This window comes from Pseudomonas fluorescens (assembly GCF_000968015.1).
Taxonomy (GTDB): Bacteria; Pseudomonadota; Gammaproteobacteria; order Pseudomonadales; family Pseudomonadaceae; genus Aquipseudomonas; species Aquipseudomonas fluorescens_W.
In genome coordinates, this window is the sequence record NZ_LACH01000076.1 from 75,456 (window position 1) to 86,506 (window position 11,051).

General features: G+C 53.8%; 12 protein-coding genes and 2 pseudogenes. 6 read left to right on the top strand and 8 right to left on the bottom strand.

Annotated features, from left to right (window positions below):
• Positions 1-7: 7 nt before the first annotated feature.
• The 6 genes and pseudogenes from VD17_RS28935 to VD17_RS28955 form a co-directional block, all read right to left on the bottom strand.
• Positions 8-1,465: an ArnT family glycosyltransferase gene (locus VD17_RS28935; RefSeq protein ID WP_185753250.1), complete on the bottom strand. Its 1,458-nt coding sequence runs from the start codon at positions 1,463-1,465 to the stop codon at positions 8-10.
• A gap of 67 nt (positions 1,466-1,532) precedes the next feature.
• Positions 1,533-1,826: a lipid-A-disaccharide synthase N-terminal domain-containing protein gene (locus VD17_RS28940; protein WP_046056819.1), complete on the bottom strand. Its 294-nt coding sequence runs from the start codon at positions 1,824-1,826 to the stop codon at positions 1,533-1,535.
• A 1-nt stretch (position 1,827) separates the two neighbouring features.
• The gene (locus VD17_RS28945; protein ID WP_046056820.1) at positions 1,828-2,571 is read right to left on the bottom strand and encodes a glycosyltransferase family 2 protein; all 744 of its coding nucleotides are present in this window, start codon (positions 2,569-2,571) and stop codon (positions 1,828-1,830) included.
• A 33-nt stretch (positions 2,572-2,604) separates the two neighbouring features.
• The gene (locus VD17_RS28950; protein WP_046056821.1) at positions 2,605-3,576 is read right to left on the bottom strand and encodes an NAD-dependent epimerase; all 972 of its coding nucleotides are present in this window, start codon (positions 3,574-3,576) and stop codon (positions 2,605-2,607) included.
• The gene (locus VD17_RS32000) at positions 3,573-3,797 is read right to left on the bottom strand and encodes a hypothetical protein (protein WP_080932095.1); all 225 of its coding nucleotides are present in this window, start codon (positions 3,795-3,797) and stop codon (positions 3,573-3,575) included. The genes VD17_RS28950 and VD17_RS32000 overlap by 4 nt, the downstream gene beginning before the upstream one ends.
• Positions 3,798-4,403: 606 nt before the next feature.
• Positions 4,404-4,559: pseudogene (locus tag VD17_RS28955) on the bottom strand (UDP-glucose 6-dehydrogenase); the annotation flags it as partial.
• 19 nt (positions 4,560-4,578) lie between these two features.
• Here VD17_RS28955 and VD17_RS28960 point away from each other — a divergent pair.
• Positions 4,579-4,842: pseudogene (locus VD17_RS28960) on the top strand (UDP binding domain-containing protein); the annotation flags it as partial.
• 138 nt (positions 4,843-4,980) lie between these two features.
• On the opposite strand, the gene VD17_RS28965 reads toward VD17_RS28960, so the two are convergent.
• Both VD17_RS28965 and VD17_RS28970 read right to left on the bottom strand, forming a co-directional pair.
• Positions 4,981-5,661, bottom strand: a complete 681-nt coding sequence (locus VD17_RS28965) for a class I SAM-dependent methyltransferase (RefSeq protein ID WP_033060087.1) — start codon at positions 5,659-5,661, stop codon at positions 4,981-4,983.
• 123 nt (positions 5,662-5,784) lie between these two features.
• Positions 5,785-6,054: a hypothetical protein gene (locus VD17_RS28970; protein WP_185753249.1), complete on the bottom strand. Its 270-nt coding sequence runs from the start codon at positions 6,052-6,054 to the stop codon at positions 5,785-5,787.
• A 304-nt stretch (positions 6,055-6,358) separates the two neighbouring features.
• Between VD17_RS28970 and VD17_RS28975 the strand changes: the two genes are divergently transcribed.
• The 5 genes from VD17_RS28975 to VD17_RS28995 all read left to right on the top strand — a co-directional run bounded on the left by VD17_RS28975 (position 6,359) and on the right by VD17_RS28995 (position 10,554).
• Complete coding sequence (locus VD17_RS28975; protein WP_046056825.1) at positions 6,359-7,045, top strand: response regulator transcription factor; 687 nt, start codon at positions 6,359-6,361, stop codon at positions 7,043-7,045.
• A gap of 186 nt (positions 7,046-7,231) precedes the next feature.
• A complete protein-coding gene (locus VD17_RS28980) occupies positions 7,232-7,996 on the top strand; it encodes a COG4705 family protein (protein WP_046056826.1) in 765 nt (254 codons plus the stop codon).
• A gap of 28 nt (positions 7,997-8,024) precedes the next feature.
• Positions 8,025-8,462 (top strand): hypothetical protein, encoded by a 438-nt coding sequence (locus VD17_RS28985; protein ID WP_046056827.1) that lies wholly within the window; start codon positions 8,025-8,027, stop codon positions 8,460-8,462.
• 95 nt (positions 8,463-8,557) lie between these two features.
• Positions 8,558-9,223, top strand: coding sequence for a response regulator transcription factor (locus tag VD17_RS28990; protein ID WP_046056828.1), 666 nt, complete (start codon positions 8,558-8,560; stop codon positions 9,221-9,223).
• On the top strand, positions 9,199-10,554 hold the full coding sequence (locus VD17_RS28995; RefSeq protein ID WP_046056829.1) for an ATP-binding protein: 1,356 nt from the start codon (positions 9,199-9,201) through the stop codon (positions 10,552-10,554). Before VD17_RS28990 ends, VD17_RS28995 begins: the two co-directional genes overlap by 25 nt.
• Positions 10,555-11,051: the final 497 nt, after the last annotated feature.

Here is an 11,051-nt window from a genome sequence, read left to right on the forward strand (position 1 = left end):
CCGGCCGTCACAGGGAATGCTTCCACACGAATTGATAAACCTTGTCTGGCGCGGGGGCCTGACAACTATGGTTGTCCGCATCCGCCCCCACCAAGAACCACTCGGCTCTTGAGGTATCGCCAACACTGCGAGCTTTTTCCGGGTCGTAACAGCGGGCCAAATCGCGTGCGGGCACCAAGGCATAGGCCTGCGGGTGGCTACGAAGCCACATGGCTGATTGTTCCAGAGAGCCGTGGTCCGAGAAGCCAAAATGCACAATGGGTTGCTGCGCAAATAACCAGTGCCCCTCACGCCAGCTGACCAGCACCAACTCGGAATTTGCGGTCAGTCGCGCCACTTCACGCATGATGGTTTCGTGAGGGTTAATGCCTTCTTTATGGGGCTCGATGAAGCCGCGGACAAACCACGCGCACAACCACACGGCGGTCAGTACAACAAATACCGTTCTGCCCTTCGGACGCTTGCTGAACCAACGGCGCAGCATCCAGGGAATGAGTGGCGCCACTAACAGAATCAGTGCGGGTAACGCAGGAAAGATATACAGCTTGCGTTTGCCACTGCTCAGGCTAAAAAACAACAACACCAGGACGACCCAACCGAGTAGCACCAACACTCGACCGTCGTGCTTGGCCAGTTGCTTGCGCCAAGCTGGCACCAGCCATGGGAGCATGAAAAAAATCGGCACCCAATACTTAGGGATAACCTGGACGAAGAAATACCAAAAGGGTTCGCGGTGTTCCCAAGCGTTGGCGTAACGGCCAGCTGTTTGCTTCAGCAAGATTTCCTGAGCGTAAGCCAAGCTATCGGAACTGCCCTGTAGCACTATCACCAACAGAGGCCCCAGCCATACCGCGATTGCAGCTAACGCAACCAGCAGCCCCAGCCACCAGGCTTTCGCTTTGCCAGGCATGGGTATCACGCCTTTCCAACCTTTACGCACCGCATACGCGTAGGGGATCAGCATCAACACCGGTAGAAAACCCACACCTTTGCTGATGATGCCGAACCCCATTGCTGCACAGGCAACGTAATACCAACGCCAAGCCGGACCGAGCAATAGGTGCCGGCATAAACCATAGATCCCCAGAATCATCCAAAGGGCCAGAAAGCCATCAATCTGCCCAGTCCGTAAAATGCTGTAAGTCTGGTAGGTCGCAAGAAACAATAGCGCTGCAATCACACCTACACGCCGCCCCCACAAGCGACGGCCCAGGTCATACAAACAGGCCGTAGTAACGCCACTTGCTAATAGCGCGGGCAAGTACAGGGCTACTTTGGGGAGGTGGGTAAGTTGCACGAATAGCGCCACAGCCCACATGAAAAGCGGAGGTTTATCTGCGTAAATTTCGCCAGCACGATGTGGAATAAACCACGAACCGTTCTGCATCATTTCCAAAGCTACGCCGAGAAAGCGTTCTTCATCGACGTTCAACGGCTGGCGCCAGCCAAGACCGGCGCCCACCATGACCAACGTCAACACCACAAAAGCCAAAAGCTCTAACCGCGAAGAAGATAGTCGTATCCGCACCGTCTCAATCCTTTTTTTCTAATTCGCGGCTTTCCTGCTCACGGTGCTTGGCGATCAACTGCAAGTTGCGCAGGTACACAATGAAACCGAAGGACTGGCCGACAATAAAAACCGGGTCCTCGCGGTAGATTGCGTACGCCAACAGCAGCGCACTGCCGATGATGCTCAGGTACCAGAACCCGACAGGAATAACGCTGCGTTTTTTGTATTCGCTGTACAGCCACTGCAGAACAAACCGCCCGGTAAATGCCAACTGGCCAACGAAGCCAATGGCCAACCACAAAGTTTCTCTGCTCATGTCAAACCTCGGTTTCTTGTGCGTTGACTTCCAGGCGGGTGCGTTTTATCAGCCACCACACCCCGAACAAATCAACAATGCCCACGAGGGCTCGGTCGAAGTTTCCGTAATTGGAAACCCCTGTGCCACGCTCACGGTGGTTCACCGGTTGAACCAACATTCGGCCGTTGTGACGGCGGATCAGGGCAGGAATAAAGCGGTGCATGTGATCGAAATATGGCAGGCGCAGAAAAGCTTCACGTTCAATCAATTTGATACCGCAACCGGTATCGGGAGTTTGATCTTTCAACAGGCTACTGCGCAGATTGTTGGCAAATCGCGAAGCCCAGCGTTTGCTCGCCGTATCCCGGCGATTTACGCGGTGACCCGCCACCAGTTTTACGCCTCCGGGTTTACCTTCCGAACCACGAACCAGGTCCAGCATTTTCGGTAGATCGGCCGGATCGTTCTGGCCATCGCCATCAAGGGTTGCCAACCAATGCCCACGCGCCACTTCAGCCGCGTGGTAAATCGAGGTGCTCTGCCCGAGCGAACGAGCATGACTCAGCACCCTCAATTGACTGTAACCATTACTTTGTAACGTTCGTAATTCGGTGGCGGTGGCGTCGGTACTCCCATCGTCAACCACGATGACTTCAAAGGTCTCGTTGACTAACGCGGCACGCACTTCCTCCAAAAGTGGAATGAGATTACCTGCTTCGTTTTTTGCCGGAATCAGGACCGACACATAAGGAGTTTCTTGCATGACGTTTCCGTAATAAAGCTGAGAAATGAGTGGCTAAACGCCGTAATAATTGCGGTACCAATCGACAAACGACTGCACGCCGGTAGACACCGTGATCTGTGGGCGAAAACCCACATGATCCTCCAGCTCGCGAGTGTCCGCCCAAGTATTAACGACGTCGCCTGACTGCAGCGGCATGAAATTTTTTATGGCGCGGATTCCCAGCGCCTCTTCAATGCACTCGACAAACTCCAGAAGCTTCACCGGCGCGCCAAAGCCGATGTTGTAAACCTTGTTTCGCGCGCCGGCCTCATCGGTTGGTGGCAGCGGTATCAATCGCACAAGACCCTCGACGATGTCGTCGATATAGGTGAAATCGCGAGACATAGCGCCGTCGTTGTACACATCAATGGTGCGACCGTTAAGAATGGCGTCAGTGAATTTGAACAACGCCATATCGGGTCGACCCCAAGGTCCATACACGGTAAAAAAACGCAGACCGGTAGTGGGAATGCCGTAGAGATGCGAGTAGGCATGGGCCATCAGTTCATTGGCGCGCTTGGTAGCTGCATAGAACGACACCGGCCGATCGACAGGGTCGGTCGTGGAATACGGTAAGTGCTCGTTCAATCCGTACACCGAGCTACTTGAGGCGTAGATCAGATGCGCCGGCATATGAGCACGACAGGCTTCCAACACGTTAAGGAATCCCACCAGATTGCTTTGCGCGTAGGTGTCCGGGTGGTCGATGGAATAACGCACACCGGCCTGGGCAGCCAGGTGGACGACTTGCTCGAACTCCTTTTCAGCAAACAAATCCAGCAGTGCTTGTTTGTCTGCCACATCCAGCAACTGGAACTGAAAATTGCGGCATTCAGCCAGCTGCGAAAGCCGAGCCTGTTTCAGCTCAACGCTGTAGTAGCTGTTGAGGTTGTCGATGCCAACAACCTGGTGGCCTTCGCTGCACAGGCGCTTCGCAGTGTGGAACCCGATAAAACCTGCGACGCCGGTTACCAGTACTCTCATAAGCCTCGTCCTTTCGCATCTGTCCCAACGGCGTAGTACGACAGTTCCTGCGTCCCGTTGATGTCTTCGGCGAGGATGAGTCCAGAAAACGCAATGGCGTTTTTTCCGTCGGCAACATGGCTAGCGTTAACATCCTTACCACACATCCGACGACACAATTCTGCTAAACGGGTTGGCTGTGCCGCACCGACATAGCCACTACCAACAACAGTCACTTCCATAAATCACTCTGCTTGATCGCAAGGTTTTTCTGTACCTACAGAGGCTTATAATAAAAAAGAAATGAAAATTTTGTGAGTGGCGAAAGACAGTAATGAGAAGGGGCTACAAATAACCCGTTTTAAAGGACAGCAGGCTTTCAGCAAACGCGTCACACGTTTGCCGAGCATTCGGCTGCCCGTCGGCACCGACAGGCTGATGCTCTCCAGCGCTTGATGGGAGCTGACGTTGCGACCTACGGCTTTGAATTGACCAAAACTCTGTGTGGAAAAGTCAGTGCGCTGCCCGGCGCTGGCCAACGGCGGTCCGATAGTCGGCGGACCACTACTGGGATTCCATCGGCCATGCCCACATTCTCAGCAAACCTTGAGCTCTAAAAATCAAACCGATCCTTCGACTGGCACATTCTGGCAACCAATCGTGTCGGCAGTTGGCAAATCATTTAATCAAAGTGGTCTCTAATCATTAGAAAGCAATAAAAACCAAAATGACTTGAACGTAATACAAAACCACCAAAGTCTGTAAGACTTTCCCCATTAAGGCGTGAGTGCGATCAAAGTTTCAATAGTGTGTGTCTGGTTTGCTGATAAACGATTTCCATCCGGTTTTTCGGCGATCTGGTTGATGAAGCTGATCTTGGTCGCCAGCATGCACATGCAGTTGGCGGCGTATTTGATCTGCTCGGCGCTACGCAGGTTCATGAACATGATGCGGTCATGATTACGATTGAACGGCGCATAAATCTCTCGCATCACGTCGCGCACGTTGTATCAGGACCACCCCAACCTGAGCCTGATGGGCACACCGGAAGCAACGCTCAGTGGAGCCGATGCGTTGATCATTTGCACCGAGTGGCAACAATTCAAGGCGCCGGATTTCGACCTGATCCACAAACGGCTCAAAGCCCCTGTGATCTTTGATGGCCGCAACCTGTACGACGCAGAGCGTCTCACACACTGAGGGTTTCAGTACTTCCCGATGGGGCGAGATGATTCGTGCAGGTTGCCCATTCCACACCAAAAGTGGAATGCCAACGTCGCGCTGTGATGACTGAAACCCGGGGCTAGTGTTGCGTGGCGCAACGTTCACGGCACCGGGTTTATCAGGCAAAGGTGAGGGGATTCACGGAAGGTTTGTTTAGCCGGCTCGAATCGCCGAGACAGCTCTGGACACTTTGATCAGCGTTTAAATCTTGCGCAGAACGTAAACACGCCACATTGCATAAAACGGGATAAAGTCAGACTTGCTATCGATGACGAATCCGGCTTGCTTGAACTCAGCTTCTGCGACGGATCGAGGAATAACAAACCTGTTCTGGTATCCACTCTGCTCGCCCCTTGCCTTACGCCGTTGTTCGTGGCGCTTGCGCTTCCATGACTTAAAGTTGCCATCGACCCACATCGACAAGATGACGGTGTCTCGCGTCACCCGATGAAACTCTCGCAGCATCGCCAATCGATGCGCAGATTCACCGATATGATGAATCAACCGCATGCTGAAAATACTGTCGACCGAATTACCAGGTAGATCGATGGCGAACGCTGAAGTCTCGAGAGTCTTCACACGCTTGACTATATCGGCAGGTTGATTCTCAAGAGCGGTGTTGATCATATCCGGCGAATTGTCTGCGCCGATGATGATTCGATTAGGATTTTCTGCAAGCAAGGGCCAGAACCGCCCCGCACCGCATGGAAGGTCGAGAACCAGTCCGGGGTCTCCCGCCTTGTGTAACGCATCGCGCGCCATCTGTACGTCCCGATAATGGGACAGTTTCCGCGACAGACCATCCTGATGCTTCAGGTAGTATTGTTTTGCGTGATCTTTATCGTATTTTTCGGAAAATTTAAGTTTGACAGGGGCGCTCATTGGCTTTCTCCAGTGGCCAGAATTGTATGCTAATCATCCACCTGTCGCTGAAAGGTCAACGTGATGTGAATTTTCTGTAGTGCGGACTCTAAGGCCGGAGTGGTCATCGACTTACCCCTTCTGTCAGGATCGATTTTTAACGTAACGCTGGACCCATTGCATGCCCGCAATGGGAAATCCTATCCCTGCAATACACAGACCCCAGATCAGACCTTCAACACCAAAAGCAATCAACGCCCCACCAATAAATGTCGCGGGCAACACTGGGAACAACAGCATACAAATCATCAATGCGTGGGCACCCAAGAGACTTTTTAGACGGCCCCTGGCATTGAAAATGCCAACCATCCAAAAAAACACCCAAAAGGTAGTGGTCATCAAATAAAGGGCCAAGTGGAGCAAGTCCCCTACCAATCCGCATCCATGCATACCCCTCTATCTCCTTTTTGAATCGAGCTTTCTCTGCTGACCGCTCAAGCGTAGCCGACTCTGCTGAATAACGGCTTGCCGCCTAACCTAGGCGCGAAAAGATTACACGAGTCATTCGTGCGCGGCGGCTGAACGCGGCAGAATACAAAATTGAGGCTTTCGCTCGGGCATCGAATATGCTGATGACCGATAGAGAGAGAGAAGGTTGTTCTTCCCTCCATGACCGTCGGAGTTTGTTTAACTTGATTAGAAGCTTAAAGGCTATGCAGTGAATATATTGATTATCGAGGACAATCGTGACATTCACGACAATCTGATGGAGTTTTTCACGCTAAAGGGCCACAACGTAGAGGGAGCACTAGATGGACTGAGCGGGCTTCATCTTGCTGCCTCGAAAGACTTTGATGCGATTGTTCTGGACGTCATGCTCCCAGGCATCGATGGCAATCAGATCTGCCGAAGCTTGCGCGAGAATTCCAAATCTGACATTGCCATTGTGATGTTGAGTGCACGGGACCAACTGGAAGATCGCCTGGCTGGTTTTAAGGTCGGTGCTGACGACTACGTCACCAAGCCCTTTGCCATGTCTGAGATTCTTGCCAGGATCGAAGCCGTAGTATCGCGCCGCGTTGGCAAAATGAATCGGATTTTGGTTGTAGCCGATCTGAAGTTTGATTTAGACACCATGGAAATCTCTCGCGCCGGGACCCCCATCAAGGTGAATCCTACCTGCATGAAACTCTTGGAAACCCTCATGCGCAGGAGCCCTCATGTTGTCAAACGGACTGAACTGGAAGATCTCGTTTGGGGGCGTCATCCAACTAGCAGTGACAGCCTTCGCAGTAACATCCACATGTTGAGACGGGCGCTGGACAAAGCCTTTGATGAACCACTGCTGCATACTGTACATGGGATTGGGTACAAGCTCTGTGCCCGGAATAATACGCATCTATAGCCCCTGTAAATCGTCCGTGCGAGCCGCCTGCCGCGTTGACGAAACTCCTTTCGTTAGTAATACCTCCAACTCATCCTGCTTATCCCTCGCCCCTGCCAATTGACCTCCCCTCAGGCTCAGCTAAGTTTCGCTACGTACCTTCTTCCTGGCGCACATTCCGCGCTGCTCAGGAGAGGCTACCCGCCTATGAAACCCGCAATAGCCGGCTGGCTCAACAAAGTGCCCGAAGTGACGCTGTCATTCTGGGTGATCAAGATCTTGTCCACGACCGTGGGTGAAACCGGTGCTGACTTTCTTGCCGTCGATGCCGGCTTCGGCGCGGGCCCGACCAGTATCGGCATGGCGGTTTTACTGGCAATCGCGATGTCCTACCAATTACGCACCAAAGCCTACACGCCCTGGATTTACTGGTTGACCGTCGTGTTGGTGAGCATCGTCGGGACACAAATCACCGACATTTTGACCGACGTACTGGACGTCAGTCTGTACACCAGCACGGCCGTATTTTCCGCCTTGCTGGCGATTAACTTCCTGGTCTGGTACCGGACCGAACACAACGTATCGATCCGGGAAATCATCACGCCGCGGCGCGAGTTGTTTTACTGGGCCACGGTGCTCTGCACCTTTGCCCTGGGGACCGCCGCCGGTGACCTGGCTACCGAAGCCTTGGGTCTGGGTTTCACCCTCGGTGCCGTGATCTTCGGAGCGCTGATCGCTGTCACCCTGGTGGCCTGGCGCATGGGCGGCAATATGGTGCTGACGTTCTGGATCGCCTACATCCTGACGCGCCCGTTCGGCGCTTCCCTGGGCGACTTGCTCACCCAAGCCAAAACTTACGGTGGTCTCGGAATGGGTGCCACCTGGACCAGTGCCATCTTCCTGTGCGTCATTGTCATTCTGGTTACGGTCGCGCAAATCACCGTCGGCAATCGCAAAACAGTTACTCAGTAAACACCCGAAAGTCATTTAAGGAATCGTCATGCGCCAGATTCAAAACATCATTCGCCACGTTGCCATCGTCTCGTCGATTTTTTTGCTCAGCGTCGCCGCCGGTTGCTCGAAACCTGCCGACAAACCCAATACAGGTACGACCTCAAGCTCGGTAAGCACTCAATCCCAATCGAGTTCAAAGTTGGGAGATCTGTCCGAGTTCCGCAACATAGCCGCCGACGTTGCCGTGCTCGTCGACAAAAATGATCTGCCCGGTGCGAAAGCCCGCATCAAGGATCTGGAAACTGCCTGGGACTCGGCCGAGGCCGGGATCAAACCTCGCGCCGCCAGCGACTGGCATGTCGTGGACAAGGCGATCGACCGCGCGCTCGATGCCTTGCGCGCCAGTAACCCGCAACAGAACGACTGCAAGGCTATGATGGATGGGCTGTTGAAGGCCTTCGATTCGATGAAGGGCACATCCTGATCCCGAAGTTGATCCCGCAGCGGACAAACATTTGTACAGATGCTTCAATACGGGCGCGACGGTCATGACGGTCGCGCCTTTTTCTGGAGCGGCAAATGCGGATATTGCTGGTTGAAGACGACCCGATGATTGGCGATGCGACCCAGGGCGCCCTGAACGATGCGAGTTATGCCACTGACTGGGTAAAAGACGGTTTCACCGCTCTTGCAACGCTGGACACCCAACACTATGACCTGGTGCTACTGGATCTTGGGTTGCCCGGGAAGGACGGACTGGATGTACTCGACAGCATTCGCGGGCGCAACAACCCTGTGCCACTGCTGATCATCACCGCACGGGACGACCTGGGAGATCGCCTGCGCGGCCTTGACGGCGGCGCTGACGACTACCTGCTCAAACCGTTCGATATGGCGGAGCTGCTGGCCCGTATACGAGCCGTGCTTCGTCGTAGAGGGGGCGCTGCCCTGTCCGTGCTGGACAATGGCGCAGTGTCGCTGGACTTGATCTCCAAACAAGCCACCACCTTGGAAAATCGCGACATCCAATTGTCCAGTCGTGAGTTCGCCCTGCTGCAGGCATTGATGATTCGGCCAGGCGCAATTCTCTCGCGCAGTGAACTCGAAGACCGCCTCTATGGTTGGGGCAATGAAGTGGAAAGCAACGCGGTGGAATTTTTGATTCACTCCCTACGACGCAAGCTGGGTAGCCATATCATCAAGAACGTCAGGGGGATGGGATGGATGGTTTCAAAAAGCGTTTGAGGGACTCGGTACAACTACGCCTGTCCGTGACGCTATCGCTGGCCATCCTGATCGTTGCGGTGCTGGCCGGGATTTTTGCGTTTGTCTCTGCGTTCGACGAGGCCCACGAAATGCAGGACGATACCTTGCGTCAGGTGGCCGTCTTGTTTGATCGACAGCAGATGTCCCTGCGCTATCCCGCATCCCAGGAAGTCGACGGCGACAATGAAGAATCCAGGGTCATCGTGCAATACCTGGCCGATGGCAGTAAAGCAATCGGCAACGATGACACCCTGATACCACTGCCCTTCCCCACCACGCTTGCCGATGGCCTCTCAACCTTGAATGTCATCGGCGAAGACTTTCGTGTGCTGGTCAGAACCACAGCCCGCGGTGAACGCATCGTCGTCGCTCAAGAAACCGGCGTCCGCAACAAAGAAGCCCGCGAGAGCGCCTGGCGAAGTTTGCTGCCGTTTCTCATTCTGTTTCCGGTGCTATTGCTGGTGGTGGGCGACCTGGTGCGCAAACTGTTCCGTCCGATTGCCGCCCTTTCGGCTGACATCGATCGACGCGATGAACAGGCACTGCACCCTATCGACGAGCGCCATTTGCCGACCGAGATTCGGCCTTTCGTCGTGGCTATCAATCGCTTGCTCGCGCGTGTTGCGCAGTCCATGGAGAACCAGCGTCGTTTCGTCGCTGACGCTGCCCACGAACTGCGTTCACCCATGACGGCTCTTTCCCTGCAAGCTGAGCGACTGGCCGCCACTGAGATGCCGGCGCTGGCCCGTGAGCGCCTGTTGTCGTTGTCGCAGGGGATAGAGCGCGGCAGAAATCTGATCGATCAACTGCTGACCCTGGCTGCCGCACAATCGAGCTCCGATCGACCACAGACAGCCGTTTCAGTCCATGAGATCTATCGACGTGTATTGGAGGATTTATTACCGTTGGCAGAACGCAAACACATCGATATTGGTGTTGAGAGTATCGAGGACGTGCATGTCTTCATCAATGAGATGGACCTGTTAATCCTGATCAAGAATCTGGTGGATAACGCGATCCGTTACACCCCGCATGGCGGACGGATTGACCTTGCGGTTGAGCGGGTGCAAGAGACTGCAATCCTGCAGATCAAAGACTCGGGCCCAGGAATCTCTTTAGAGGAACACACGCGGGTATTCGATCCGTTTTATCGCAGCCTTGGGACCAATGAAGCAGGCTCCGGGTTGGGGTTATCAATCGTCAAGGCGATAGCCGATCGTACGGGAGCAGAGGTTCGTTTGGGCTTCTCCGACCAGAAGAGAAAAAGGGGTCTGTGTGTCTTGGTATGTCTGAAAACAGGCAAGTGTTGAAACCCTGTGATTGGCAGCTCCCGCACCGGTGGCCATAGCCAGAGGCGCCACGCCGATGTGGTCGTCCCCCTAAAAATGAATCGCGTGCCCCCACGCACGCTCAACCGGCACATGTGCGCAGCGCAGGACGCGACAAATTACCTGAATACCTTACGCAAGCTCAGCTCGCATCGTCCCAAGGCACTCGCCTGACCAGCCCCTGATGCAAACGAATCAAGTCACGGATATTTACCTATAGAGCAGATCCTTATACGATGAAGTCCGCATCTACTGCTCTAAATCAGACCCGAGTAAGCCATGGTTATTATGCATGACAAAGCGACTTAACAAATTGTTCTCGATAGCCATGCAAAATTTTGCCCGGAAAAACAAGCAAAATCCGTATACAGGCTCAATTATTTCCACAATTAAATACAACATCATTGAGCGCCTGAACGATGAATAACACGAACTTCCTGGCTGACAACGCTAAAACTTTCAGCATCGTTATAGTCAAT

Coding starts and splice junctions, on each gene's coding strand:
- VD17_RS28935 (WP_185753250.1), bottom strand. CDS start 1,465: ATGGTGGGCGCCGGTCTTGGCTGGCGCCAGCCGTTGAACGTCGATGAA.
- VD17_RS28940 (WP_046056819.1), bottom strand. CDS start 1,826: ATGAGCAGAGAAACTTTGTGGTTGGCCATTGGCTTCGTTGGCCAGTTG.
- VD17_RS28945 (WP_046056820.1), bottom strand. CDS start 2,571: ATGCAAGAAACTCCTTATGTGTCGGTCCTGATTCCGGCAAAAAACGAA.
- VD17_RS28950 (WP_046056821.1), bottom strand. CDS start 3,576: ATGAGAGTACTGGTAACCGGCGTCGCAGGTTTTATCGGGTTCCACACT.
- VD17_RS32000 (WP_080932095.1), bottom strand. CDS start 3,797: ATGGAAGTGACTGTTGTTGGTAGTGGCTATGTCGGTGCGGCACAGCCA.
- VD17_RS28965 (WP_033060087.1), bottom strand. CDS start 5,661: ATGAGCGCCCCTGTCAAACTTAAATTTTCCGAAAAATACGATAAAGAT.
- VD17_RS28980 (WP_046056826.1), top strand. CDS start 7,232: ATGAAACCCGCAATAGCCGGCTGGCTCAACAAAGTGCCCGAAGTGACG.
- VD17_RS28985 (WP_046056827.1), top strand. CDS start 8,025: ATGCGCCAGATTCAAAACATCATTCGCCACGTTGCCATCGTCTCGTCG.
- VD17_RS28990 (WP_046056828.1), top strand. CDS start 8,558: ATGCGGATATTGCTGGTTGAAGACGACCCGATGATTGGCGATGCGACC.
- VD17_RS28995 (WP_046056829.1), top strand. CDS start 9,199: ATGGATGGTTTCAAAAAGCGTTTGAGGGACTCGGTACAACTACGCCTG.